At 59.4% G+C, this 24,068-nt stretch carries 20 protein-coding genes; 4 read left to right on the top strand and 16 right to left on the bottom strand.

What is annotated here, in order from left to right; all coding sequences use genetic code 11:
* Nucleotides 1-171: 171 nt before the first annotated feature.
* Nucleotides 172-435: a hypothetical protein gene (locus tag BMZ01_RS00110; RefSeq protein ID WP_092283209.1), complete on the top strand. Its 264-nt coding sequence runs from the start codon at nucleotides 172-174 to the stop codon at nucleotides 433-435.
* Here the strand turns inward: BMZ01_RS00110 and BMZ01_RS00105 are convergent.
* The 5 genes from BMZ01_RS00105 to hemL form a co-directional block, all read right to left on the bottom strand.
* Entirely contained in the window at nucleotides 432-2,015 is a 1,584-nt protein-coding gene (locus BMZ01_RS00105; RefSeq protein ID WP_092283708.1) for a cytochrome c biogenesis protein ResB, read from the bottom strand. The two genes, BMZ01_RS00110 and BMZ01_RS00105, sit on opposite strands and share 4 nt — an antisense overlap.
* Before the next feature lie 199 nt (nucleotides 2,016-2,214).
* Nucleotides 2,215-3,018 carry a cytochrome c biogenesis CcdA family protein gene (locus tag BMZ01_RS00100; protein WP_092283207.1) on the bottom strand — a complete coding sequence of 268 codons (804 nt, stop codon included), beginning with the start codon at nucleotides 3,016-3,018 and terminating at the stop codon, nucleotides 2,215-2,217.
* On the bottom strand, nucleotides 3,015-3,644 hold the full coding sequence (locus BMZ01_RS00095; RefSeq protein ID WP_092283206.1) for a TlpA disulfide reductase family protein: 630 nt from the start codon (nucleotides 3,642-3,644) through the stop codon (nucleotides 3,015-3,017). Before BMZ01_RS00095 ends, BMZ01_RS00100 begins: the two co-directional genes overlap by 4 nt.
* A 4-nt stretch (nucleotides 3,645-3,648) precedes the next feature.
* Entirely contained in the window at nucleotides 3,649-4,257 is a 609-nt protein-coding gene (locus BMZ01_RS00090; RefSeq protein ID WP_092283204.1) for a histidine phosphatase family protein, read from the bottom strand.
* A gap of 164 nt (nucleotides 4,258-4,421) precedes the next feature.
* Entirely contained in the window at nucleotides 4,422-5,753 is a 1,332-nt protein-coding gene (gene hemL / locus BMZ01_RS00085; RefSeq protein ID WP_092283202.1) for a glutamate-1-semialdehyde 2,1-aminomutase, read from the bottom strand.
* A 116-nt stretch (nucleotides 5,754-5,869) separates the two neighbouring features.
* On the opposite strand from hemL, the gene BMZ01_RS00080 reads away from it, so the two are divergent.
* Nucleotides 5,870-6,727 (top strand): NAD(P)-dependent oxidoreductase, encoded by an 858-nt coding sequence (locus BMZ01_RS00080; RefSeq protein WP_092283706.1) that lies wholly within the window; start codon nucleotides 5,870-5,872, stop codon nucleotides 6,725-6,727.
* 84 nt (nucleotides 6,728-6,811) lie between these two features.
* Here the strand turns inward: BMZ01_RS00080 and BMZ01_RS00075 are convergent, their stop codons facing one another.
* From BMZ01_RS00075 to BMZ01_RS00065, 3 genes are all read right to left on the bottom strand, one after another.
* On the bottom strand, nucleotides 6,812-8,212 hold the full coding sequence (locus BMZ01_RS00075; RefSeq protein WP_092283200.1) for a protoporphyrinogen oxidase: 1,401 nt from the start codon (nucleotides 8,210-8,212) through the stop codon (nucleotides 6,812-6,814).
* Nucleotides 8,213-8,285: 73 nt separating this feature from the next.
* Nucleotides 8,286-9,356, bottom strand: a complete 1,071-nt coding sequence (hemE, locus tag BMZ01_RS00070; protein ID WP_177179999.1) for a uroporphyrinogen decarboxylase — start codon at nucleotides 9,354-9,356, stop codon at nucleotides 8,286-8,288.
* 174 nt (nucleotides 9,357-9,530) lie between these two features.
* Nucleotides 9,531-12,602, bottom strand: coding sequence for an HAD family hydrolase (locus BMZ01_RS00065; RefSeq protein WP_244887543.1), 3,072 nt, complete (start codon nucleotides 12,600-12,602; stop codon nucleotides 9,531-9,533).
* 325 nt (nucleotides 12,603-12,927) lie between these two features.
* On the opposite strand from BMZ01_RS00065, the gene BMZ01_RS00060 reads away from it, so the two are divergent.
* Nucleotides 12,928-13,278, top strand: a complete 351-nt coding sequence (locus BMZ01_RS00060; RefSeq protein ID WP_092283196.1) for an SdpI family protein — start codon at nucleotides 12,928-12,930, stop codon at nucleotides 13,276-13,278.
* Nucleotides 13,279-13,478: 200 nt separating this feature from the next.
* On the opposite strand, the gene BMZ01_RS00055 is transcribed toward BMZ01_RS00060, so the two are convergent.
* The 7 genes from BMZ01_RS00055 to BMZ01_RS00020 all read right to left on the bottom strand — a co-directional run bounded on the left by BMZ01_RS00055 (nucleotide 13,479) and on the right by BMZ01_RS00020 (nucleotide 21,033).
* Entirely contained in the window at nucleotides 13,479-13,778 is a 300-nt protein-coding gene (locus BMZ01_RS00055) for a hypothetical protein (protein ID WP_092283194.1), read from the bottom strand.
* A 216-nt stretch (nucleotides 13,779-13,994) separates the two neighbouring features.
* Complete coding sequence (locus BMZ01_RS00050) at nucleotides 13,995-14,648, bottom strand: hypothetical protein (RefSeq protein ID WP_092283192.1); 654 nt, start codon at nucleotides 14,646-14,648, stop codon at nucleotides 13,995-13,997.
* 3 nt (nucleotides 14,649-14,651) lie between these two features.
* Nucleotides 14,652-15,659, bottom strand: a complete 1,008-nt coding sequence (gene hemB, locus BMZ01_RS00045; RefSeq protein ID WP_092283190.1) for a porphobilinogen synthase — start codon at nucleotides 15,657-15,659, stop codon at nucleotides 14,652-14,654.
* Nucleotides 15,660-15,884: 225 nt separating this feature from the next.
* The gene (locus tag BMZ01_RS00040) at nucleotides 15,885-17,603 is read right to left on the bottom strand and encodes a bifunctional uroporphyrinogen-III C-methyltransferase/uroporphyrinogen-III synthase (RefSeq protein ID WP_092283702.1); all 1,719 of its coding nucleotides are present in this window, start codon (nucleotides 17,601-17,603) and stop codon (nucleotides 15,885-15,887) included.
* Nucleotides 17,604-18,346: 743 nt separating this feature from the next.
* Nucleotides 18,347-19,246, bottom strand: coding sequence for a hydroxymethylbilane synthase (gene hemC, locus BMZ01_RS00030; protein WP_092283186.1), 900 nt, complete (start codon nucleotides 19,244-19,246; stop codon nucleotides 18,347-18,349).
* Nucleotides 19,247-19,254: 8 nt separating this feature from the next.
* Nucleotides 19,255-20,634: a glutamyl-tRNA reductase gene (locus tag BMZ01_RS00025; protein ID WP_092283184.1), complete on the bottom strand. Its 1,380-nt coding sequence runs from the start codon at nucleotides 20,632-20,634 to the stop codon at nucleotides 19,255-19,257.
* A 147-nt stretch (nucleotides 20,635-20,781) separates the two neighbouring features.
* Complete coding sequence (locus BMZ01_RS00020; protein ID WP_092283700.1) at nucleotides 20,782-21,033, bottom strand: glutaredoxin family protein; 252 nt, start codon at nucleotides 21,031-21,033, stop codon at nucleotides 20,782-20,784.
* 420 nt (nucleotides 21,034-21,453) lie between these two features.
* Between BMZ01_RS00020 and BMZ01_RS00015 the strand changes: the two genes are divergently transcribed.
* Complete coding sequence (locus BMZ01_RS00015; RefSeq protein WP_092283182.1) at nucleotides 21,454-22,473, top strand: HAD-IB family hydrolase; 1,020 nt, start codon at nucleotides 21,454-21,456, stop codon at nucleotides 22,471-22,473.
* 267 nt (nucleotides 22,474-22,740) lie between these two features.
* On the opposite strand, the gene BMZ01_RS00010 is transcribed toward BMZ01_RS00015, so the two are convergent.
* On the bottom strand, nucleotides 22,741-22,842 hold the full coding sequence (locus BMZ01_RS00010; RefSeq protein ID WP_003855542.1) for a 30S ribosomal protein bS22: 102 nt from the start codon (nucleotides 22,840-22,842) through the stop codon (nucleotides 22,741-22,743).
* Nucleotides 22,843-24,068: the final 1,226 nt, after the last annotated feature.

Here is a 24,068-nt window from a genome sequence, read left to right as displayed (position 1 = left end):
TCGGACCCACGCATCTTTAGGGCCGCCTCCCTTTAGTGCATCATCTCCGCGAAGATTCTTAGCCTTGAGGCACCAACATGAGGCCTATTGCGGGCTCGCTATAGTGAAAATTTAGTGCCCCATATGCTCAGGCCCGCCGCAGTCACCACGTTTTAGAAGGCATGCTTTCCCGTGAATTGGTTTTCCCTCTTATTGGCTATCGGTCTTTCCCTGTTGATGCTCAGTGCAGCTTTTCAGGCGATCAAGGAGCACCCGAAACACCCATTTGTTGAAGTCCACTCCAGGATTGGTGCCAACTTCTTCTACCTAGCGGCGTTTAGCTACGCCATCATGGCGGGACTGTACTTCCTGGGTATGGGCACACAGGCCTACATTGCTGGGCTTTGTGGATTATTCGCCGCGGGCTTGGGGTGGGTAAAAACGCGGGATCGTTAGAACTCGTGGAATTCTTCCTGCTCGTCATCCGGATCCGGCAAGGCGAATAGGGTCCTATGCATCCGGTCGAACTCACTTCCCCAGCCGGCATGATCGGTTCGAGCCAGCCCAGCCATCTGAACATGGGTAGTACCCGGTGTGCTTCCCTCGCTCAACCGGAACCACACCCGGCGGCGGCGAATCGCAAGGGAGCCCACCAAGGCCGCCAACATGATCACCGTTGAGGCAAGTAAGAACCATTGGGTTGGGTCGTGGCTGATCTGGTAGTTCGCGTATTCGCGGGCACCATCGAAGCGCAGCACGCTGCCATCATCGAGGGTGACTTCCTCACCAACCATGAGGTTGACGCGCTTAATCTTTTCTAGTTGCCCGCTATGCATCAGCGCCGGATCTAGGTTATAGAGATCCTGGCCGGTACCGGTATCGAGGCCATTGTCACCGCGATAAATATCAATGGCGACCGCCGGATCCCGCAAAGCTGGGAAGCCGGAGCTTAATAGTTCACCCTTTTCCCCAGACCAGGCTGCAGTAGGAGCAAAGAGGCCTTGCAGTGCGATCTGGTGTTGGCGGCGCTCGAAAAGATCTGGGTAGAGCCCGGCCGGCGGGTCGAAGCGCACCGCACCAGAAGATAGGAAGAAGGTGGGGTCATCTGGGCGGAATTGCACCGTTTGGGTGCGGCTTTCACCATTGGGCCAGGTTAGCGTGAAGGTCGGGGCAAAGCCGTGGCCTTGGAGGTACACGCGGTCACCGACGATCAGCAGTGGGTGGTTCACCCGCAGCTTGTACTTCTCCCAGCTGCTGGGGTCCTTGAGGATGTCATCGCCTTCGGCGTAGGAGATATTGGAGCTGAACATCGAGGCTTGGCCATTAGGCAAATAATCAGCCGTGAAGTCATGCACCTGGAAACAGAAGGGGTGCAGCCCGGTGCCATCAAAAAGACGCCCCGCACTGAAGGAGTCATAGTTAGCGGGCGCAGTATTACAGAATTCTGTATTTCTCTCTACGGGTTGTTCGCCATAGCCAGTTGGGGTGACAACAATGACGTGGCCTTCATAAAAAAGCAGTTTGCCCACCGCCATGGCGATGAGTATGGCAACTAAGCCGAGGTGAAAGAGCAGGTTAAAGAATTCCCGTAGATAGCCGCGCTCGGCGGCGATGGAACGCTTCCCGGCGCGGTCTTGTTCCGGCGAACATCCGGAGATTCGCCAACCTTTAAGAAGTTCGCGGGCTTGTTGCTCAATTTCTTCTGGGGTTCCGGGTAGTTCCCCGGTTGCGTGCAGCGGCAGCCTTTCGAGGCGTCGTGGGGCGCGCACTGGTGGGGTTTTTAGGGCTTTCCAATGCTCCCAGGAGCGCGGCAGGATGCAGCCGATCAGTGAGATGAAAAGCAGGACGTAAATAGCGGTGAACCAATTCGAGCTAAAAACGTCGAAGAGCTGCAGCTTGTCGTAGATCTCAGCGGTCTTGCCATTGTTATTCATGTACTCAATGACTTTGGATTCATTGAGTTCACGTTGGGGCAGCAATGCTCCGGGGATGGCGGCAGCTGCGAGTAAGAAGAGCAGCACTAGGGCTGTGCGCATGCTGGTGAGCCAATTCCAGGCGCGGCGTAGTGGGCGGGCCCAACGGTAGGCCGCTGAGCGAGCCGGGGGATGAGAATTCTTCCCCGACTGCTCGGGTGCCCGCGCGGATGCGGATTCAGGCACGCTGGTGGCCTGAGTGCTGCTCACTAGGACCTACTTTCCTTCACGACGTTGTACTGCCTGCCCCATGCTCTGGTTCTTAGAGCAGGGTGGTTCCAAAGTTCACGGTGAGTTGTCGGACCCAGTTAATCACTAGATCCCAAGTTCCGGTAACTAGGGCAAGACCCACGGCGATCATGGTGACACCACCGATGATGCGCACCGCGAGTGCATGCTTGCGTAACCATTCCACCGTACGCATTGCCCGGGCTGATCCTAAAGCCACCAGTACGAAAGGCAAACCAAGGCCCAAACAATAGCCAATGATCAATACGGCTCCGCGCAGCGCGGTCATGCCTTGGGTGCCTACCGAGATGGAGATAATCGCCCCCAAGGTGGGGCCTAGGCAGGGGGTCCAACCAAGCGCGAATACTGCTCCTAAAAGCGGTGCCCCGGCTAAGGTGGTCCACCTTCTGGGTGCTGCGCGGGTATCTTTTTGCAGGCCCGGGATCCAGCCGAGGAAGACCACGCCCATGACGATGGTGACGATGCCACCGATTTTTCTGAGGAGATCTTCTTGTACCGCGATAAGCGATACGGCACCGAAGATGGTGACACTGGCAAGCAGGAAGATGATGGTGAAGCCGAGGACGAAAAGCCAGGCTGCACCAACTACTGCCCATTGGCGGCGTTTGCCGACCTCAGGCCCGTAGCGGCCTTCATAGTTCATTTCCCCGCCCACAATTCCGGCGAGATAGGACATGTAGCCGGGTACTAGGGGGACAACGCAGGGGCTGGCGAAGGAGACTAGGCCGGCGAGTGCGGCGGCGACCACCCCGAAGATGATGGGGCCATCGGCTACGACATCTGCAAGTTGTTGACCTATTCCGCTGGCAATAATCATGAAGTCTTCGCTTGGGGTTCCTCGTCAAGAATTTTTTGCACGGTTTCCATCAGCTCATTGGCGGTAATGGCGCGCAAGAATACGGCGGCGGGACGATGTTGGCGATCCAACACAATAGTAGAAGGCACCACGGAGCTGGGCACACCACCTAGGGAAGCGGCGGTGCGGAAAGGCGGATCATAGATGCTGGGGTAGGTCAGGCCATTGTCGTTATGAAAGTCGCGGGAGATTTGGGGGTTGAAGTCACGAACGTTGATACCCAAGACGGTGCCGCCTTGGGGTTGGATTTTTTCGTGAACTTCTTGGAGATCATCAGATTCGGTGCGGCAGGGAGCACACCACTGCCCCCAGGCGTTGAGGACGACGACTTGGTTGTCGAAGTCGCTGAGGTGGATCTCGTGGTTGTCATCCATGAGGTCTGGGCCACTGAAGTCTTTGATGGGTTTGCGTTCTTCAATGGGGTAGGTGATGACCAATTGCCCGCCGGGGGAATAGAACTCGAAGCTTCCACCTTGGGTGTTGACGGCGTCTTGGCCGACGGTTTGATCCTTAGAGCAGGCAGTTAAGGCACTGAGGCTAATAAGTGCTGCGGTGGTGATGGCGAGCAGCTTCGATGAGCGAGTCATGGTGTTAAATCTCCCAGGCGGGTTCGCTGTAGATGAGGTCCACGATGCGGTCTTCGCTAAAGACCACGGAGCTAACGCTGGCGAGATCGCATTCGCGAAGAGCCGGGTTGTGGGCTAAGGATTGGCCACGTACATGGCGTTGCACGCACACAATGGGCAGTTGGTGGCTGACCAGGATGGCTTCATGCCCGCGGGCGGCGTGGTGGGCGCGCTCTAAGGCTTTGAGCATACGTTCTAGGATCTCGCAATAGGGTTCGCCCCAGCTGGGTTGCGCGGGGTTGATCATCCGCGGCCAATATTTGGGGTTCCATAGCTGCGAGTTCCAGCCTTTGGTGCGCAGGCCTTCGAAGGTGTTGCCTGCTTCGATGAGGTCTTCATCGGTATGGACTTCGAGGCCGGTGATCTCTGCGAAAGGTTCGGAGGTTTCTTTAACGCGCAGCATGGGGGAGGCTGCGAGGTAGGTGACATCGTGGTCTTCGAAGCTGCGGGCAGTGCGCGCAGCTTGGCTGCGCCCACGGGCGGAAAGGTGGTAGCCCGGTAGTCGCCCATAAAGGATCTTTTCGGGGTTGTGGACTTCACCGTGGCGAACCAGGTGGACGATAGTGCGGGTCATAGTGATGCGTGGTCCTTCATTGAGAAGTTGCTCGCGAGGAAGCGGGGGTTGGAATCCGCGATCTCGCGCCGAAGGTGAAGAAGGTGTGGCAGGCCGTGGGCCTCAGGTGCCGTGGGGTGAACCTGGAGACCTTGGGCCTTCTGATCTCGAGGAAAGCCCTTAGTTTAGTTTGGCTTCGCGGCAGCTGCGGCCTTAGCGGCTGGGACCAGGGCCTTTTCGATGGTTTCGAAGTCGTCGTCGCTAAGCGCGGTGGAGACGAACCAGGTTTCGAAGACGCTGGGCGGGGCGAAAACGCCGTGATCGAGCAGGGCGTGGAAGAAGGCGGGGAAACGGAAAGTATCGGCGGCCTTCATGTCGGCGAAATTATGACCCTCGCCTTCTGCGAAACGCACCGAGAGCATGGTGGCGGCGCGCTGGATGTGGTGCGGCACGCCTTCGCGCTGGAGTGCCTCGGAGATGAGCTGGCTGAGGCGATCGGCGTTGGCGCGGACCGTGTCATAGACGGACTCATCGGCGGCCTGGAGGGAAGCTAAACCGGCGGCCACGGCGACGGGGTTACCGGACAGCGTGCCGGCTTGGTAGACGGGGCCTGCGGGGGCGAGGTGGTTCATGATCTCTGCGCGGCCACCGAAAGCGGCGGCGGGCAGGCCACCGGAAACAACCTTGCCGAAGGTAGTGAGGTCACCGGCTACCCCATCGACGCCGTACCAACCGGAATAGGAGGTGCGGAAACCGGTCATGACCTCATCAATGATGAGCAGGGCGCCATTATCGTGGGCGATTTCCTTGAGTGCGGCGTTGAAACCTTCTTGGGGGGCGACGGTGCCCATATTGCCGACTGCTGCTTCGGTAATAATGCAGGCAATTTCACCGGGGTGCGCGGCGAAAGCTGCGCGGACCGCATCGAGATCGTTATAAGGCACCACAATGGTGTCGGCGGCCGCAGCGCCGGTAACACCGGGGGTATCAGGAAGAGAGAAGGTGGCGACCCCGGAACCCGCGGAAGCTAAAAGCGCATCCACATGGCCGTGGTAGCAGCCTTCGAACTTAATGATCTTGGGGTGGCCGGTGTAGCCGCGGGCCAAGCGCACCGCGGACATGGTGGCTTCCGTACCGGAGTTGACGAGGCGAACCTCATCCACGCTGGTGCGCTGCACAATATGCTCAGCGAGTTCCACTTCCCCACTGGTGGGGGTGCCAAAGGAAAGACCCTTGGCAGCAGCTTTTTGGACTGCTTCGACTACTGCGGGGTGTGCATGCCCAAGCAGCATGGGACCCCAGGAGCACACCAGGTCTACATAGCGGTTGCCATCGACGTCGATGAGGGTGGAGCCTTGAGCTTCGGCGATGAAGCGGGTTTGGCCGCCGACCGAACCGAAGGCCCGCACCGGGGAGTTGACCCCGCCGGGGGTTACCGCGCAGGCACGTTCGTACCAGGCGTGGGAGGAATCAACATGGGAGGAACTTAAAGCATCTGCGGCAGTCATGGCGACCATTGTAGGGGCCCAGGCGGCCAGATTGCTGGTGAGGTGCCCCAGGGGAGGCCGATAAGGGGTGCTTGATTAGGGCATTGTCCTGCGGTGTTGGATGGTGCTGTGGCACAGTGGGGGCCATGAAGATCGCATTTTTAGGAACCGGACGGATGGGCACTGAGCTTGCCCTGCACCTTGTGGAAAACCATGAACTGTGGGTGTGGAACCGTACTGAGGAGAAAACTAAGGCCCTGGTTAAGGGCGCTGAAGAACGCGGCGCCAGCGTGGAGGTGGTCTCCGATATTGCGGAGGCAATCCAGGGTGCTGATTGTGTGATCAGTAGTTTATTTGGCCCGGATACGGTGCGCGATGTGTTGTTGGAGCCTGGGGTGATTCCAGCGCAGATGACCTGGGTGGATACCACCACGGTCTCCCCTGCTGATGCGGCGGAATTTGCAGAAGCTGCTGAAGGCTATGTGCATGCCCCGGTGGTGGGCACCCTTGGCCCGGCGCGTAATGGCATGTTGGGGGTGTATGTGGGCTGCGGCGATGAGCAGCGCCGCACTGAGGTTTTAGAGCTGGTAAGCCCCTGGGCGGATCCGAAGCGTTTGATTGGGGTGGATTCCGCAGCGAAGGCGGCGACCGCGAAGCTATTAGCGAACCTGGCGTTGGCGGTGAGCGCGGAAGGTTTGCGGGAGGCGTTGTTATTGGCCGAATCCACGGGGATGGATGCGGATGAGGCTTTGGAGTTATTGTCCTTTACTGGCTTGCAGTTCATTCGCGATATGAAGGCGCCTTTTGTGCGTGGGGAGCGCGATACCGTGCCTGGTGATTTCACGGTGGATGCGATTGCTAAGGATGCGCGCTTAATGATTGCCACCAGTGAGAAGGATTTGCCGGCTTTGCGTGCGGCCTTGGGTTCTTTGACTTTGGAGCAAACCCGAGGCCGTGGGGATAGTGATTTCTCCTCGATTTTGGTGCACCGCCACGACCTGTAGGTCCTGAGCTAGGTAAGAGGAAAACCCTGGGAGTGTGCTTACTCCTAGGGTTTTGTGCTTGCTGCTTAAGACACGGTGCTGTGCTTAGTCAGCGTGGGTGATGCGTTGGGCGGCATCGCGGGCATCAGCGATGACATTGGGAACCCCCACACCGGCAGCCCAAGCGCCGGTGACCTCTACCCCATCGAGGGTGCTGAGTTCTTCACGCACTGCGGCGACTACATCGAAGTGGTTCTTATCAAAGCGTGGGATGCCGCCGAACCAGCGTTGTACATAGATTTCTGATAATCCGGCGGCGCGGCCATCGAAGCCGGTGGTTTTTTGGAGATCATCCAACGCCATATCCACCAGTTCATCTTCTTCTGCGCGCACTAATGCTTCATCGCCGAAGCGACCGAAGCTGGCGCGCACTACTGCCCCGCCGCGTTCGGCGAGGTGCGGCCACTTGCGGGAAGACAGGGTGAAGGCCTTGGCGTGCATCTCTGGTTCATCAGCTGCCACCAGCACCCCGGAGTTTTGGGGCAGGCCCTCATCGGAGTCGAATTTCATGCCGACCACAGCGGAGGAGGCTAATTCAATGGCCTGGAGTTTCTGGGCTGCTTCGGGGGCAATATCTTTAAGCAGCACCGCGGTGGTGGGGGCTGGGGTGGCGAGCACGAGGCGATCATAATTGCCCTCGCCAGCGCCCTTGAGGCTGAAGGTGCCATCACTATTGCGGTTTACCCCGGAGATAAAAGCATCCACGAAGATCTGTGCCCCGGAGCTTTCCGCGAGGGTGTCATAAAGTTCGGCGTAGCCGCCGCGGAAGGTAGCGAAGATGGGGCTAGGGGCGGAGGATTTGGTGATGGTGTTGCGCCGCGAGTTCATCTTTTGGATGGCACCGGAAAGCGTGACTTTTTCACCGGCGGCAGCAAGTTCATCTAAAGCTTCCGCTAATTGCGGGATGGTGGCGCGCATGCCGAGATCATCAGCGGTGCAGGAATACACCCCACCTAAAAGCGCGGAAACCACGCGGTCGACTACTTCATTGCCATAGCGTTGGCGGACCAGCTCACCGACGCGGGCATCTTGGCCGACTTCCCAGTCGATGGGTTCGGCTTCGGATTCCGCATCGATGCGTGCGCAGGCCTCATCGCCAAGGAGTTCTTCGAAATCACGGGAATCACCGGGGATGCCCATGGCGCCACCGGCGGGCAGGGTTTGGAGGTGGCCGCCGGAGTACACCAGGGAACGTAAGCCTGAGGGGTACACGAGGTGGTCTGCCAGGCCGAGGGAGTTGAAGAAGTCGATGGCGTCGGTACGGCGGTTGAGGAAGGCTTCGGCGCCGAGGTCGGTGGGCCCGGATTCGAAGGGGACGGTGAAGAGTTTTCCGCCGATGCGTTCTGCGGCTTCGAATACTTCGATGGTGGCATCGCGATCATGCTGACGGATGTCGTGGGCGCAGGTGAGTCCGGCGAGGCCGGCGCCGATAATGGCGTAGCGCACGATAGGTGGGTCCTTCCTTCAAAAAGATTTTTTGTGAAACTAGCTAGGGGTGTTTCGCGGTCAGTGTGTTCTTTTAGGCTTCGCCGTGGATGATGGCGACAGCTTCGGTGATGGCTTCTGCGGGGGTGTCGGGGAGGACACCGTGGCCGAGGTTGAAGATATGGCCGCGGGCGGTGCCAGCTAGTTGGGCGGCGGCGGCTTCATCTTTAATGCGGGTGACTTCCTCGCGCACCACTTGAGGGCCAGCGAAGAGAATGGCGGGATCTAGGTTGCCTTGGAGTACCCGCGGGCCGGCGGCGCGGGTGATGCGCTCGGCGGCGCGATCGAGCGGTACTCGCCAATCCACGCCCATGACTTCGGAGCCGGCTTCGCTCATGGCGCCAAGCAATTCCCCGGTGCCGACGCCGAAGTGGATGCGGGGAATGCCGGCAGCTTCGACTTCTTGGAAGATGTGCTTGGAATGTGGGAGCACATAGTTGCGGTAATCATGTTCGGTGAGGAAACCCGCCCAGGAGTCGAAAAGCTGGAGGGCATCAATACCGGCATTGATTTGGACTTTGAGGAAGCCAACGATGGTGGGGGTGAGCCTTTCCATCAGGGTGTGCCATAGTTCCGGTTCACCGTGCATCATTGCTTTGGTGCGCTGGTGGTTTTTACTGGGCCCACCTTCTACCAGGTAGCTGGCCAGGGTGAAGGGGGCGCCGGCGAAGCCAATGAGCGCGGTGCGGTCATTGAGTTCTTCGAGGATGTGGCTAATGCCTTGGGCAACCTCGGGTACATCATGGTCCAGGATGGGGAGGTTGAGGACATCTTCTTTGGTGCGGATGGCGGCATCCATGACGGGGCCGCGGCCGGGCACGATTTCGACTTTGACGCCGGCGGCTTTAAGCGGCACCACGATATCGGAGAAGAGGATGGCGGCATCTACTTTGTGGCGGCGAACTGGTTGGAGAGTGATCTCGGCAAGCAATTCGGGCATGAAGCAGGAGTCGAGCATGCTGATGCCCTCACGGGCTTTGCGGTACTCCGGAAGGGAGCGACCTGCTTGGCGCATGAACCATACGGGGGTATGCGATGGGGTGCGTCCCATCTGCGGGCAGGCAGCATCCAAAAAGGGGGAATCAACCAAATTACGTCGGGCCATGGGCACCATTGTGGTCCAAAGGTTGGATGTGTGGGTAGTTAGCCCATGGCAAGACGGCCTTCGGCGTGTCATAACACCAGTTCGGTGCGGCATAGCTGAGCCACGCAGCCACCGCCAGGCGGACCTGGGATGGCGTGGGAGGCGGGTCTCGGGGGAAGCTTTCCTAAATATTTTTTAGGACACCGGATGGAGGTCGAACTTGCGGGCTTGGTTGGAGCGCATCTCAATGAAAAGGGAGCTGCCGAGCATGAGCAAGGTGGCGGCCATGGGGTGGAGGACACCGGCGACTGAGGCGGCTACCGCCAAGCCGTTGTAGGCCCAGGAGAACCAAATATTGCGGTCGATGATGCGGCAGACGCGGCGCGCCAGGGTGATAAGGGCGGGGATGCCGGACACATCGGTGCGCAGCACGAGGACATCGACGTTGGGGTCGTGTTGTTCGTGCTGGTTCATGGTGTCGAGCGGCTCGGTGGAGCCCATGAGCACACCCACATCAGCCACGCGGAGGCATTCCATGACGGAGTTATCGCCGATCATGGCCACGCGGGCGCCGCGGGTGTGCACGGCGCGGACCGTGAGGGCTTTACGTCCCGGCGCGATGCCGGCGAGCACGCGGGAGATGCCGATGCGGTCGGCGAAGCGGCGGGCCACGGGGTAGGTATCGCGGGAGAGCATCATGGTGTCGATGCCCATGTCTTCTAAGCGGCTAACGGCATCGATGGCATCATCGCGGACATCATCATGCAAGGTGATGACGCCGCGGTCGCGGCCACCCCAGCTGACCACCAGGGGGCTGCCGCCGGATACCGCGGCAGCAGCAAGGCGGCCGCGAAGACGAGCCATATTGCGGGGGCGCCAGAGGGAGGCTTCGACTTGGCGGGTGTGGATAGTGCCATCGCTATCGGCGAAGGGCAATTCGATCATGCCGGAGAAGGTGCCATCGGTGTGGATGACAGAGTGGCTGACTTCGATCCAATGGGGGATGAGGTCACCGCCGGTGCCGGCGTCGCGGGCTTCGCGGGAGGCGCGAACCAAAGCGCGGGAGACGGGGTGGTCGCTTTCCATGGCGAGGGCACCGGCAACGCGAAGTACTAATTCGGGTTCTTCGCCGCGATCCGCGGTGACGGTTTCGACGGTCATGGCGGGTTCGGCGAGGGTGCCGACGCGGTTGAAGACCACGGTATCGACCATGTCGAGTTGGCGGATGGTGGCGCCATCGCGGATGAGTACGCCTTTTCGGGCGGCAGTTTCAATGCCGTAGCGGATAGCTAGCGCTGGGGAGAGCGCAAGGGCGACGGGGGCGACGCAGGCGAGCACCGCCAGTGCGGTGCAGAAGGCGGTGTTGAGGTTTTTACCGAAGAGTGCCCAGATGATGAAGTCGATGAGGGCGACTGCCAAGGCCGCGGGGATGAGCATGGCCGCGGATTTGGTGGAGAGCATTTCGGAGCGGTTTTGTTGGCGGGTGGCGTCTTTAACCCAGCGGTGGACTGCTGCCATGCGGGTGCGGTGTCCGGTGCGTAGGACACGGATTTTGAGGCGTTGGTGGGTGTTCATGCCACCGGCCCACACATGGGAGTTCACTTTCACATCGAAGGGGCCATCATGGCGGCCGACGCGGCCGGGCACGATGGTGGAGGCACCACCGATGACTTGGCCATCGACGGGCACCATTTCGCCGGGTTCGACGAAGAGATCATCACCAACATTGACTTCTTGGAGGGGGATGCGCACATTTTCGGGGCGGCCGGTGGAGCGGTTGCGTTGCACCACGGTGACCTCTGATTGGGGGTCGGGTTTCCACTCATCGAGTTCGCTAATGAGGCTCACCCGGCTGCGCATGGTGATGAGGCGACCGGCCAGGAGGAGCACCGTCATGCCGCAGGCCACGTCGAAGAAGATTTCACCATCGGCGATGCGGTTGCGGTCAATGGCGAACCAATGCGGCACATAGGTCCAGCCGATTTCCCCGGAGGAGGTGAACATCATCAGCGAGGCGGACCATAACCAGGCGGCGATGACTGCGACGGAGCTAGCGGCATCCAGGGCGGTAAGCCCACGGCGCATACCACCGGCCATGGCGCGGTGGAAGGGCCACGCACCCCAGATCACCACAGGGGTGGTGAGGGCGAGGCAGAGCCATTGCCAGCCGGGGAATTGCCAGGCGGAAATATAGGAAAGTAGCAGCACCGGGATGCTTAATACGGTGCACCAGATGAGCCGCGTCGGGGTTAATAATGCGCGGGCGGTGAAGAGCACGTCGCCATCATCGGCTTGGGTGCTGGGGTCATCTTGGTCTGCGTCTTCGGGTTGGCGAAGCCAGCCGGCATCGCGGGCGCGTTCGAGGTTTTTTCTTTCTTCTTGGAGGTGGCGCCGGAATTTCCAGGACAGTCCGCGGTAGTTGAGGGTGCGGCGGCGGGCGGCACGGCGGGTGCTGCGATCATCGCGGCCGGCAAGCATGGCGCGGCGGCGTAGCGAGGAATCAGTAAGCAGCGCATCAATGCCGAAGGTGGTGATGATATCGACAATGTCTTGGGGTGCGGTGCCTTCCGGGGCGGTAACCCAGGCGGTGGCGGTGGGATATACGATGCGGGCGCGTACCCCGGGGAGTTCTTCTAAGGCTTCTTCAATTTCGCTGATTTGGGGTGCGTTTTCTAGGCCCACCAGGTCGAAGGCGTAGGAGACGCGTGGGCGGTCATCCATGTCGATCAGCGCGTGATCGGAGTTGGCTACCTCGGGGCTAAAACCAGCTTCGCGGGCCGCGATTTTGGCGGTATTAATAGCGCTGGCGACTTGTTTTTGGGTTTCAGTTTGAGGCACCGGCGGTAGCACGACGGGGGCATGAAGATGCCCGGCACCAAGTTCCCCGGAGAGCCCGCGGGGACGGGAAACTGAAGGGTCCGCAAGAGACGCTTCCACCGCCATGTGGATGGGAGTGGGGTGATCTTCTGGCAGCGGGGGCGGCGTTAAAGTTTGGGAGGCGGTGCTAGCAGCAGTACCGGGTGCGGTACTAGAACCACCGGCGCTGCCCTTAGCGGAGGCACCTTTACCAGTGGGTTTGGCGTTGGCTTTGCCACTGGCAGCCATACCGGACTTGGCGATCTTGGCGGCGCGCTCGGAGTTACGCTTGGAGGCTTTTTCGCTGGGGCGTAGTAGCTTTTCGGTGCTGCGGGCAGGTTTTTCACTGCCCCGTTGGGGCTTGTCACTACCACGGGTGGCTTTGGCGCTACCTGGTGCGGGACGGTCCATAGTTAGTGCACGGTCCTCAATGAAGTCGGCGATGAGTGCTAGTGGCCTGGTGCTGAAAATGCTTGGCTCAGGCTGGAGCTATTGTGTGCATCTTATGCTATCGCGAGGGATATGAATACGTAGCTGCCTGGGGATGCTTAGCCATGTCGAACGCCGCTGGCCTATCTCTGGACCTTAGGTTGTCTCCTTAGACCTCGGTCCGTTTTTCGGTGCGCAGCCCGTGAAAAAACCAATGCCCCATCCCCCAAAACCTTAACCTCGACAGACTAAGGCTTGCCTGGTATTGAGGTAGCAAGCCTGATGGAAGGTCGGAAGGGGCCAGAAAATGTCACTATGGATACCGGTTGTCACCGGAGTTCTCGCCTGGTTATGCGCAATCATTTTTGGCGTCATTGCAGACAAAAGCAGGCGCGGCACTCTGCCGCGGAATTCTGCGGTAGGAATCCGATTGCCAAGCACCATGCAGTCCGATGAGGCGTGGACGACGGCCCACCGTAAGACCTGGACGGCGAATGCTTTGATTGCCGTTATTTTCTTCCTCGGCGGCGGCTTCATGCTTCTTCAATCGGGGGAAATGTCAAAAACTCCCTATCTGGTGGCCGCTGCGATCACCTTCGGTTCCCTGGTCCCCATTTTGATAATCCAGGTACGTCTTGCTCAAAAAGCGGTGCACTGAGCATTCTCGCTGTAGCACCCCGGGAAGCCGAGGGGCATTCCAGGGGAACATCTCGGAGGCATGGAGAGACCGGCGTGATGAGGTGGCTGCCTTACCCCAGACCAGGCACGGTTGTTGGTGTTATCCCCGGAAGCTTCAAGAAAGGTTTCCGGCATGGCTATGGCCCATCTGCTTTAGGCAGATGGGCCATGCGGTTTGGATTAAAAAAGAATGGTGACAGCGAGGGCGGCCGCTACACCGAATCCAACAAGCACACCGATTCGTAGTGCGGTGGAGGATTCCTTCATCCGTGCGCCAAGAAATGCGCCGAGGGTCAATCCCAGAAACACCGCAGCTAATAGGGCCGTGGAGTAGGACACACCCTGTCCACGGAACACGGAATACCCAATGAAAAGCAGCTCCAGAGCGGCCACTGCCCCCAGGACACCCATAACTGCTCGCAGCCGCTCCTCAAGACTAAAACGAGGTACCGGGGTGGTCATCTCATCACCGCTTTCCATATGCTCGCCGGGGTTCTTTACTGCCCGGTCTGTTTAAGTGATTTAGGTTGATTTCAGGTTAACGAAACAACCGGCAGCGGAAAAGACTAAGTAAGCAAGCATTAATGTGATACGAGACACACATACTGCACCGCCGCTTAGCGGCTTCCTCAAGCAGAACGGCCCTCGCCGCTGGAGGCTTGGGGCGTTAAGGAGTGAAAAATTTTTGAGGTGCTTTTAGGCCTTGGGTTTTGGTCCGAAGCTTCCGAAACCGCCGGGGCCTTTGCCGAGTTCACCGGTGAATTTCAGGGTGTCTTCTTTCAGGGAGAACACCACTCCGGTGACCGCTGCTACCCCAACTAAAATTTGGAGGCTGCCGTCTAAGGCATAGAGCCACACCGGTAGCGTGCTGCCTTGGGGGTGCGCCCCGAAGATCATCATGGCCCGCAAACCGAAGTACACGCCGAAGACGAAGAGGATGCGCCGGGCGATATCGGCTCGTTTATGTTTTTTGCGCACCATCTGGATCATGACCAGCAGCAGCACTAGAAAGGCGATGCCGACCAGGCCGGCCATGACGATGGCGGTGGTAACCGAAGCGTTGAGCATTCCTTCGCTTGGCACTGCATCCCCACCACCAAAGGGGCCACCGTTTTTCAGGGATTCCCGGGCCTGGGCTTTGAGCGGCGCGGGATCCATAATGCCCATCACCACGGAAAGAATGTGGTGGCAGAGCTCGAAGAACACTGCGGCGCTAAAAAGCCCGAGCATAAGGGCAACAGATTCCGGCAGCTTGGTGGGCTTTAAGCCTGGCTTGTTTCCCTGCTGACGCTGATCCTGCTGAGGGTTAAGTGGGGCTGGTGGTTGGGGTTGCTGGCGAAGATCGTTCATGAACTAGAGCTTCCGGGCTGCTTCCGTTGCGAAGTAGGTGAGGATTTGGTCGGCACCGGCACGCTTAATACCGATGAGGGATTCCATCATGACAGCATCAAGGTCCACCCAGCCATTCCGGCCAGCGGCTTGGAGCATGGCGTACTCACCGGATACCTGATAGGCAGCCACCGGCACCGGGGAGCTTTCGGCTACCAGGTTGAGCACATCCAGGTAAGGCATGGCGGGTTTGACCATCACAAAGTCAGCGCCTTCAGCAATATCCAAATCCACTTCGAGGAGGGATTCACGCTGATTGGCGGGGTCTTGTTGATAGGTGCGGCGATCCCCTTCCAAGGAGGACGCAACGGCTTCCCGGAAGGGACCAAAGAAGGCGGAAGCGTACTTGGCGGAATAGGCCATAATGGCGACATCTTGGTGCCCGGCGGCATCCAGGGCATCGCGGATGGCACGGATTTGGCCGTCCATCATCCCGGAGGGGGAAACAATGTGGGCGCCGGCATCAGCTTGGGCGACCGCCATTTTTTGGTAGAGCTCTAAGGTGGCGTCATTATCGACCTGGGTGCGACCCCAACGATCCACACTTAGAACACCGCAGTGACCGTGGTCGGTGAATTCATCGAGGCAGGTATCGGCCATGACCAAAAGATCATCGCCGAATTCAGTGCGCAGCGCATCGAGCCCGCGGTTGAGGATGCCTTCTGGGTCCCAGGCGATGGAGCCTTCGGCGTCTTTGGCTTCTTCTAGGGGCACGCCGAAAAGATCCACGCAGCGCACCCCAGCATCGAGGGCTTCATGCGCGGTGGCTAAAAGCGAATCCGTGGTGTGCTGGTACACGCCCGGCATGGAGCTAATTTCCTTAGGTTCGGAAAGACCATCGGCGATGAACATCGGCAAGATGAGGTCAGCTGGGCGCAGGGTGGTTTCTGCTACGAATTCGCGCATCGCCGGGGTTTGGCGTAGCCGGCGGGGGCGGCGGAAGGGACGTACTACCTGGTTTTCTTCAGTCATGAGGGTTGCTTTCTTTCCTTCTGCGCTGGTGGTGAGCGCTTCGGTTCAGGCTTCTATCTTCTATTTATAGCCTGCGCCAGGAATTGCTGTGGATGCAACAAAGGGGCACTTATGAAGCCACGTGTGGCATAGCCGCACCCACCAAAAAACGGGGGTGCGATCTATGCCCTACCTTCGGGAACACTGTTCTCGGATATGCAGCTTTGCCTTAAAAAGAAGCGGGGTTTAGGTAGTTTTGCGGCGGGCGCGGCGCTTCTTCCGCGGCGGCGGCAGCTGGCCTGCGGCGCGCAGCGAAGCCACATGCGCAGCCAAGGCATCCACCAGGTTGGGGATATCGGCGACCTCTGGGACGACATCCACCCGCAAGCCCATTTCCACCGCGGTTTCGGCGGTTTGGGGGCCGATGCAGGCGATGATGGTGCGCTGATGTGGTTTACCGGCGATACCCACCAGGTTGCGCACGGTGGAAGAGGAGGTGAAGCACACCGCATCGAAACCACCGGATTTGATCATGTCGCGCACTTCCGGGCTGGGCGGGGCGGCGCGCACGGTGCGATAAGCAACCACATCATCAACCGCCCAACCTAGTTCCATGAGGCCATCGACGAGCACATCAGTGGCAATATCGGCACGCGGCAAGAGCACGCGGCCAACCACATCAATATCTTCGAAGAACTCGGGGAAAACATCCACTAAACCAGCGGCGTTCTGGCGATTGCGCGGGGGCAGGAGTTCAGGTTTAATACCCAACTCCTTCACCGCGGCAGCAGTTTTTTCACCCACCGCAGCCAGGTGCACGCCGGCAAAGGCGCGGGCATCCAGCCCGAACTCGCTGAGCTTATCTTTCACCGCAGCCACCGCATTGGTAGAGGTAAACACCACCCAGCGGTAGCGGCCTTCGACAATGCCTTTAATGGCGCGTTCCATTTGGGCGGGGTTGCGCGGCGGCTCCACCGAAATGGTGGGGACTTCCTGCGGGATGGCGCCGTGGCTAGCTAAAAGCGTAGACATTTGGGCGGCCTGCGGGCGGGCACGCGGCACCAGGACGCGCCATCCATATAGCGGGCGGTTTTCCCACCAGGAGTACTTGGAGCGATTATCCACTCCCTTGCCTAAGGTGATGACCAAGGTGCCGGGAAGCTCCGCATCAAGCTTGCCGAGGGTGGCCAAGGTGGTGTCATAGGTGCGCTGCAGGCGGGTGGTGCCATGCACGGTCACAGTAGCCGGGGTGCTGGCAGCTAGGCCGCGGGAGAGCAGCTCATCAGCTACCCGACCAAGATCCTTATGCCGGGCTTGGAGAACCAAAGGTTGCGGGGCGGTAGCTAATTGATCCCAATCGACGTTGGTGTCATTGACATCAGTTTCGGTGTAGGTAGAGCCCAAGGCGATGCCGGCAAAAGCCGGGACCGTAGAAGGCAGGCTCATACCTGGAACCACCTGGAATTCCGCACCAAGAGCAGCCACGGCACTAATTTCACTCACCGCGGTTTCCTTGCTTAAGGGGTTGCCGGCAACCAAGCGGATCACATCAGCACCCTGGTTAGCGGTATCAGCTAATTTCTTAGCAACCTCATCGAGGCTGTCTTTTTCCGACACCTCAAAAATAGTGGCGGCGGTAGGTGCCGGTGGGCGCGGCGGGCGGCGGCGAGCACCCTGGGCTTTAGCTTCCGCGCAGATGCGTTCATATTCGGCTTCCGCGGCAGCTAATTTTTCCTCCGGGACCTGCAGTCCGGCGGCAACAATGGAGCGCACCCCGGGCAGTACTTCAGCATCGACATAGGCGATGGCGGTTCGCGAGAGCACCTCGCGGGCGCGAACGGTTAATAAATCCGGGTTGCCGGGGCCAGCGCCAACGAAGATCACCTTTCCGGGTAGGTTGTTCTCCGCTACGTCGGCGGGTTCCCCTGCTGGGCGGCTAGCCTGGCCGGACACCGAGCCGGGCATCGAGCTAGACGCCGAAGCGGTGGGGTTAATCGCACCCTGTTGCTTGGGGTGCTGATCGCCGTCGTTATTCTGGTTATTGTTTGCGCGGGGCTTCCGTGCATCACCGGGCGTGTTCACGTTTGCTCGCCTTTTCTATTCTCAATGCTGTTATTGGTAATTTCCCTTCGCGGGCTAACACCACCGCCTAGCTGCATGCGGGGGTTGTGGTACACCTTGCGCGAGGCGCAGAGCATGCCACGAAGATCTTTGGTGAAGATCTTCCCTAGGTCAGCGTGATCCTGCTGTGGTGGAAACTGCCGGCAGGTTCTCAGCCTGTGGCTGGCTATAGTGTTCCCGGCGCGCACGATATGCGGGCTAAAAGCGGGCGCGCGTTGGGGGAGACTGCGTAAAACGCAGGCAACCCCAGGGGTCAGGGCACTAAGGACAGCACGACACGCCCGCTGAAAAAGATCGTGCACCAGGTGTGGTGGGGTAGCTGCTTGGTGAAGGGCGCGGCGCGCACCTGGAAGTGGTGCGAACCTCTGCGAACCTCGGGGGGCAGCGATCACCACGGGGGTTTTCTTCGCGCGTTGAGCGGGAGGGCTCTTTCACGCAGAGAAAGGGGGTTACATGCGGACCATATGATTCGGCGGGCGCAGGGGGTGTGGTATCAACACGATAAAGCACCAACCCCCTCATGGGGAAATGACATGCCCCCATTCTGATGAGAGCACCCGAGGATTGGGGCTGCTTTAGCGTGCCTTTTATGAAGCTGCGAGGATACGGCCAGCGCCTTGGGCGCGCAGCATCTCAGCCACCTTGAGCCCTAGTTCCGCGGCTTCCGCCACTGCAGCACTTTCGGTGACTACCACGTTGGATTTGCCGTCGAGGGCGAAAACTCCGGCGGTGAGGGTGATGGTGTCATCCTCGTTGTAGACCGAGTGCGCGGCCACGGGGGCGGTGCAGCCAGCCTGCAACCCAATGAGCACCCCGCGTTCGGCAGCGGAGCAGGCGGTGGCCTGTGGGTCCGCAATCGCGCGGATGGCGGCTACCACCTCGGGGTTATCGGCGCGGCATTCCACCGCCAGCGCACCCTGTGCGGGCGCTGGGATGAATTCTTGGGTGTCTAGCACCTGGGTGGCTTTAGCGCCGAGATCAACGCGGCTTAGGCCCGCATAGGCCAAGACCACGGCATCTAGTTCACCTTCGGTGACCTTAGACATGCGGGTGGTGATATTGCCGCGCAGCGGGCGGATATCCAGGTCTGGGCGGATGGCTTTAAGTTGGCTGATCCTACGCGGCGCGCCGGTACCTACCTTCGCCCCTTCCGGAAGGTCCTTAAGCGTCATGCCATCGCGGGCGATGAGGCAATCGCGGGGGTCTTCGCGTTGGGGGACGATTAATTCGAAGCGTTCATCTTTGGCGCTGGGGAGATCTTTGAAGGAGTGCACCGCAATATCGCAGTGGCCCGCATAGAGGTGCTCGCGCAGGGCTTGGGTGAATACCCCAACGCCGATGCGTTCCACCGGGGCCATATTCACATCCCCGGCGGTGGTGACGATGGTTAATTCCGCCTCATAGCCGTGTTCGGCGAGCCAGTCTTGGACATGACCGGATTGGGTGGTGGCGAGTTGGGATCCGCGGGTGCCAATCTTAAAGGTCATCAAATCTCCTAATTCTCAGTTGCGCTTCGACGAATTTGCTCAGCGTCGGGCAGCTCTGCCACATCAACGGAAATATGTCTTCGGCACTCACCTTTGAGACCAAAGAGCTCCTGTAACGCGGATTCGTAAGATACGACTCCTGATTCGGCTGCTAATTCCTTCACCTTGACGGTGGGTTGGTGCAAGAGCTTGTCCACCACTCGGCGAACCGTGCGGGTCACTTCCTCAAAATCCCCATCATCCATGGCCGGGGTGCGGCCGCGAAGGCGGGTCAGCTCATCTTCAATGAGGGTGGCGGCGTGGCGGCGAAGCGCTGATACTGCTGGCACCACGTCGCGGACTCGTTGGGCGGAGGAGAACTCATCGAGTTCTTCGCGCACAATGCGCATGGCATCGCGTTGGCCGCGATCATCAACATCATCGGCCCCCAGTTCGTGGGCGCGGTGCAGGCGCTCAATATTGACCAGGTACACCCCCGGAATGCCGGCGGTGTCATCATCAATATCGCGGGGCATGGATAAGTCAATCAGGGTAAGCGGCAGGTCACTGCTGCGCCCGGCAAGCCCATCAAGGTCCTGCGGTGTGATCGTGAAATTATCCGCCCCGGTGGCTGATACGGCGATATCCACAATTTTTAGGGCTTCGGCACGGTCATCGAAATCAAAGACCTGTGCTGGCACCCCAGCTTCGCGAGAATGCTCCGCGAGGCGTTCTGCGCGACTGCGGGTGCGATTGGAGATCACCAGTTCTTCGACCCCCAGGCGACCTAAATGGGTAGCCGCAAGGGAGGCCATGGCACCGGCACCCAAAATCAGGGCGCGCCGCCCAGCAAGCGGGGTGACCTCATGGGAGAGCCCCAAATGGTGGAGGGCTTCATCAACTGCGAAGGACACCATAGAGGCGCCGGCATCATCAATATCGGTTTCCGAGTGCACGCGTTTACCGGTGTGCAATGCAGATTGCGCTAAAGCATGCAGTGCTGGGCCAACGGATTTACATTCCACTGCCCGCTGGTAGGCGGTGCGCACCTGGCCGATGATTTGTTGTTCGCCTACCACCATGGAGTCCAGGCCACTGGCTACCACCATCATGTGTTCGGCGGCGGCATCGGCGTAGCGCACATAAAGGTATCCGCGCAGGGTATCAATATCGACGCCGGATACCTTGTGTAAAACTTCGACTACTTCTTGGACCCCGGTGTGGAAGCTATTGGTAACCGTATAAACCTCAAGGCGGTTACAGGTGGAAATGATCATGGCTTCGCTTAGGGAGGGCCTCTCTAGGAGAGCCAAAGCGGTGCTATCGCGGACATCATCATCCATGCTCAGTCGTTCTAGGAGCGCGACCGGGGCTGAACGGTGGGACATCCCTACTACCAGGACACTCACGCTAACAGTTCACCACTTTCTAGCCACCTTCCCTTAAGCCCCCAGGGTGGGGGCATAAGGTGATGTACCACGATCATCCGAAAGAATACCCCCTACCCAGGGGGCGGGGGCCTTAATTGCCCAACGCTATCCCCCGGGGGCACTTGATTACAACAAAGCATGGGCTAACTCTTTGTCATCTACTTCCCAGCAGGCGAACTCTTCACCATCAATCACCACCACCGGCACGCGATCCCCAAACTCCATGGCCAGAGCAGGATCTTCGTCCACATCCACCACTTTTAGATGCGCCCCAGCGGCAGCAATAATGGGCCGAATTTGGGCTTCCACACGATGACAAGACCCACAGGTTTCTCGAACCATGAGTTCTACCTCATGCGGGGTAGCCGGAGCCGCCATGTGCCCTCCACCTTTCGTTTCAACAACACTCCTCAAGCGCCACTGCGCGCAAGCACCACAGCGCCAGAGCACCGCAGCGCCACAGCGCACAAACACCGCAGCGCCACCCACCACCCCACACAGGCTGAAAAATATTTCTCCTCATACCTTAGGTGGAGATCAGGCAGGTCTCTGCGCATTGTAGGCCTAGCATGAGATAGGGTAGCCCTCTTAAGACCCACTGTTGAGGAGCCACACGTCATCGTGAGTTCAACCCCTGCCAACGCGCCCACCCCGCGTGAGCCTGAGGGTACCGATCCCAAGGGCCCCCGGCCCACGAAGAGCCCGAGGCCCACGGAGGGCCCCAGGCCCCAGAAGGGCCACAGGCCCCAGGACAACCGACCCACGGCGGATATCCCCTTCCGCCCACAGCACACCCAGATGCCCAGCCCAGAAGATTTCCTGGCTAGCTGGTCGGTCACCCGCGGTAACCTCCGCCGCTTCCTCGAAGACCTCGCGATCCCCCCGATCGATGAGAGCACCCAGCGCGCCGCCGGCGAAGCAGCCGCAGCAGCGGCGGTCAAAGAAACCTTCGGGCTAAACCTGGATGACTTTTCCTCCGGGGTGGCCTCCGTCTCCGGTTCCATCGAGGCTGCCGGCGGGCTGCGCGTAAGCACCCCGGATCCACAGATCCAACAAGATACCGCGGCAGCAGCCTTCTTCGATGTCGATAACACCTTGATCCAAGGTTCCTCCCTCATCGTTTTCGCCCTCGGGCTGGCCCGCCATAACTACTTCAAGGCCACCGAGGTGCTGCCGATCATGTGGAAGCAACTGAAGTTCCGCGTCACCGGCTCCGAGAACATTGAGGACGTCGCAGAAGGCCGCCAGCAGGCCTTGGAGTTCATCAAAGGCCGCTCGGTGGAGGAATTAGTCACCCTCTGCGAAGAGATCGTGGATTCGCACATGCTCGACCGCGCCTGGCCCGGTACCCGCGAGCTCGCCGAAGCGCACCTTCAAGCCGGCCACCAAGTGTGGTTGGTTTCTGCCACCCCGGTGCAACTCGCCCAGATTCTGGCGCGGCGCTTCGGTTTCACAGGTGCCCTGGGCACGGTCGCGGAGGTTGATGAACACGGTTGCTTCACCGGCCGTCTGGTGGGCGATATTTTGCATGGCCCGGGTAAAAAACATGCGGTGGCGGCACTTTCTGCCATTGAGAAGCTGGATCTATCCCGCTGCACGGCCTACTCGGATTCCATTAATGATGTGCCGATGCTATCCATGGTGGGCACTGCGGTGGCGGTGAATCCGGATCGTCGCCTGCTCAAGGAGGCGAAGCGCCGCGGCTGGGCGGTGCGGGATTATCGCAGCATGCGCAGCGCCTTGCGTTCCTATGGCCTGCCCACATTGGCTACCGCGGCGTTTAGCTTCGGCAGCTGGCGGCTTTTCCGCCGCCGCTAATCTCCCCAGGATTGCTTTCCCCGAGACCCTGCTCTTAGGCACACTCCCCTGCTTTCGGTTCTCAAGAGGCTGGGGTGTGCCGCGCCGGCTAAGTTTTTTAACGCGAGTAGCCCAAAGCGCACGCGCACCCAGCGGACACGCGCACCCAGAGCGCACGCGCACCCAGCGGACACGCGCCTCTAGAAACAACGACAGCGCCGCGCTCTTCCTGCTACGTACTCAGGAAGGCGACGACGCTGTTGCAGTGCGTGAGAAACGCGCCAAGCTTTACTTGCCGAGCTTACGACGCTGAACGCGGGTGCGGCGCAGCATCTTGCGGTGCTTCTTCTTGGACATGCGCTTGCGGCGCTTCTTAATCACAGAACCCATGGGGTTTCCTCGTTTCGTTATCGCGAGTACGTACTTAACCTGCCAGTTGCTTGCCCTGCGGCGTGTTATTAACCCAAAAACTATCGTGGCGTTCCCGCTCCCGCGGTGTGAGCCAATTAGGTTAACTGCGCCGACGTGCACTATCGGCGGACACTACGCCCAAGACCGCATACTGACACGAACGGCAACCATCTTAGCGCCCGCCGAGCAACCCAGTAAAACTAGCCCGCCCAAGCAAGCACCTCAGCACCTACCCGCAGCAAAGGGTGAGCGAGGCAGTTCTTAGCATGCAGTTGTCCGGCATGCTCAAAGAAATGCGGCCGGCCACGCATGACCCTATGAGCGTCTCATGGCAGATGGTTTAACCCTGGTTTTTATATTTCATTTCCATTAGTGTCAGCGCGTTTATCGTCCACAGGGCGAGACGCTGAACGGTCAGGGACTCACCTAGGTCCATAAAGGCGCGTGTTTCGACTAGGAGACAATCCACCCAATCGCGAGTCACCGGGGCCTGACCCGTGGCGGAGAGCGCGTCACTTTTCATTTGCAGTATTGCAAGAAATTCTTCATCGGAGAAAATCGGTCGGAATCCACAGGACACACCTTTCACATCATGGTGATACTTCCGGCATGTGTAAAAAGATACTCGCTGCTGCGCTCGCCTTCTCAGTCTCAGGCGTGTTAGCTCCGGTGGCCCAAGCTACACCCGTTCTGGAACAACCGACGTTCGCACCCGAAAGGTTCCAACCTCCCACAGTTATTCCTTAGAACGAGGGCCCGGGCTTCTGGGACCGTGTTGTAGGAGTAACACTTTCGAGTATGGAATGCAAGGCTGTTCTCTACTGGAGACTTCTTCGATACGGACGACCCGGGATGTGCATCTCCGATCCGCGAAACAATGGTACCTGGCTGGTAATGCTCAGATGGTAGGCCTTGAGGGTTCCGTTTCCGCTGAGATGCTTTGGGAAAATGCTGCAGGTAGAGCGAGGCACCGTGCGCGGAAATTTTCCGCCTTTTAAAACGCGCGGCGAGGGGCAGGAAGTCGACGATGCTACACCGGCCGGCCTCTAGTTACTCAGACGAACTTTTTGCCCTCGCCGCCACGCTAACGCCTCCTAGCAGAAGCATGATCGGGTTAAGTAGCAAAAAGTGTGTCTGGTTTTCGGCGTTACAGCTGGTCAGGGCATGTAAATCCGGGTTTTATTAGGTTCCGGGGCTTATATCCG

This window comes from Corynebacterium spheniscorum (assembly GCF_900113445.1).
GTDB classification, from domain to species: Bacteria; Actinomycetota; Actinomycetes; order Mycobacteriales; family Mycobacteriaceae; genus Corynebacterium; species Corynebacterium spheniscorum.
Note: the sequence above shows the minus strand (reverse complement) of the source record. Positions and strands in the feature narration are given on the sequence as shown.

Coding starts and splice junctions, on each gene's coding strand:
- hemL (WP_092283202.1), bottom strand. CDS start 5,753: ATGGTCGCCATGACTGCCGCAGATGCTTTAAGTTCCTCCCATGTTGAT.
- BMZ01_RS00060 (WP_092283196.1), top strand. CDS start 12,928: ATGTCACTATGGATACCGGTTGTCACCGGAGTTCTCGCCTGGTTATGC.
- BMZ01_RS00080 (WP_092283706.1), top strand. CDS start 5,870: ATGAAGATCGCATTTTTAGGAACCGGACGGATGGGCACTGAGCTTGCC.
- BMZ01_RS00055 (WP_092283194.1), bottom strand. CDS start 13,778: ATGGAAAGCGGTGATGAGATGACCACCCCGGTACCTCGTTTTAGTCTT.
- hemE (WP_177179999.1), bottom strand. CDS start 9,356: ATGGCCCGACGTAATTTGGTTGATTCCCCCTTTTTGGATGCTGCCTGC.
- BMZ01_RS00020 (WP_092283700.1), bottom strand. CDS start 21,033: ATGGCGGCTCCGGCTACCCCGCATGAGGTAGAACTCATGGTTCGAGAA.
- BMZ01_RS00065 (WP_244887543.1), bottom strand. CDS start 12,602: ATGGACCGTCCCGCACCAGGTAGCGCCAAAGCCACCCGTGGTAGTGAC.
- BMZ01_RS00105 (WP_092283708.1), bottom strand. CDS start 2,015: ATGCGCACAGCCCTAGTGCTGCTCTTCTTACTCGCAGCTGCCGCCATC.
- BMZ01_RS00090 (WP_092283204.1), bottom strand. CDS start 4,257: ATGACCCGCACTATCGTCCACCTGGTTCGCCACGGTGAAGTCCACAAC.
- BMZ01_RS00010 (WP_003855542.1), bottom strand. CDS start 22,842: ATGGGTTCTGTGATTAAGAAGCGCCGCAAGCGCATGTCCAAGAAGAAG.
- BMZ01_RS00095 (WP_092283206.1), bottom strand. CDS start 3,644: ATGACTCGCTCATCGAAGCTGCTCGCCATCACCACCGCAGCACTTATT.
- hemB (WP_092283190.1), bottom strand. CDS start 15,659: ATGACTGAAGAAAACCAGGTAGTACGTCCCTTCCGCCGCCCCCGCCGG.
- BMZ01_RS00040 (WP_092283702.1), bottom strand. CDS start 17,603: ATGCCCGGCTCGGTGTCCGGCCAGGCTAGCCGCCCAGCAGGGGAACCC.
- BMZ01_RS00015 (WP_092283182.1), top strand. CDS start 21,454: ATGCCCAGCCCAGAAGATTTCCTGGCTAGCTGGTCGGTCACCCGCGGT.
- hemC (WP_092283186.1), bottom strand. CDS start 19,246: ATGACCTTTAAGATTGGCACCCGCGGATCCCAACTCGCCACCACCCAA.
- BMZ01_RS00100 (WP_092283207.1), bottom strand. CDS start 3,018: ATGATTATTGCCAGCGGAATAGGTCAACAACTTGCAGATGTCGTAGCC.
- BMZ01_RS00050 (WP_092283192.1), bottom strand. CDS start 14,648: ATGAACGATCTTCGCCAGCAACCCCAACCACCAGCCCCACTTAACCCT.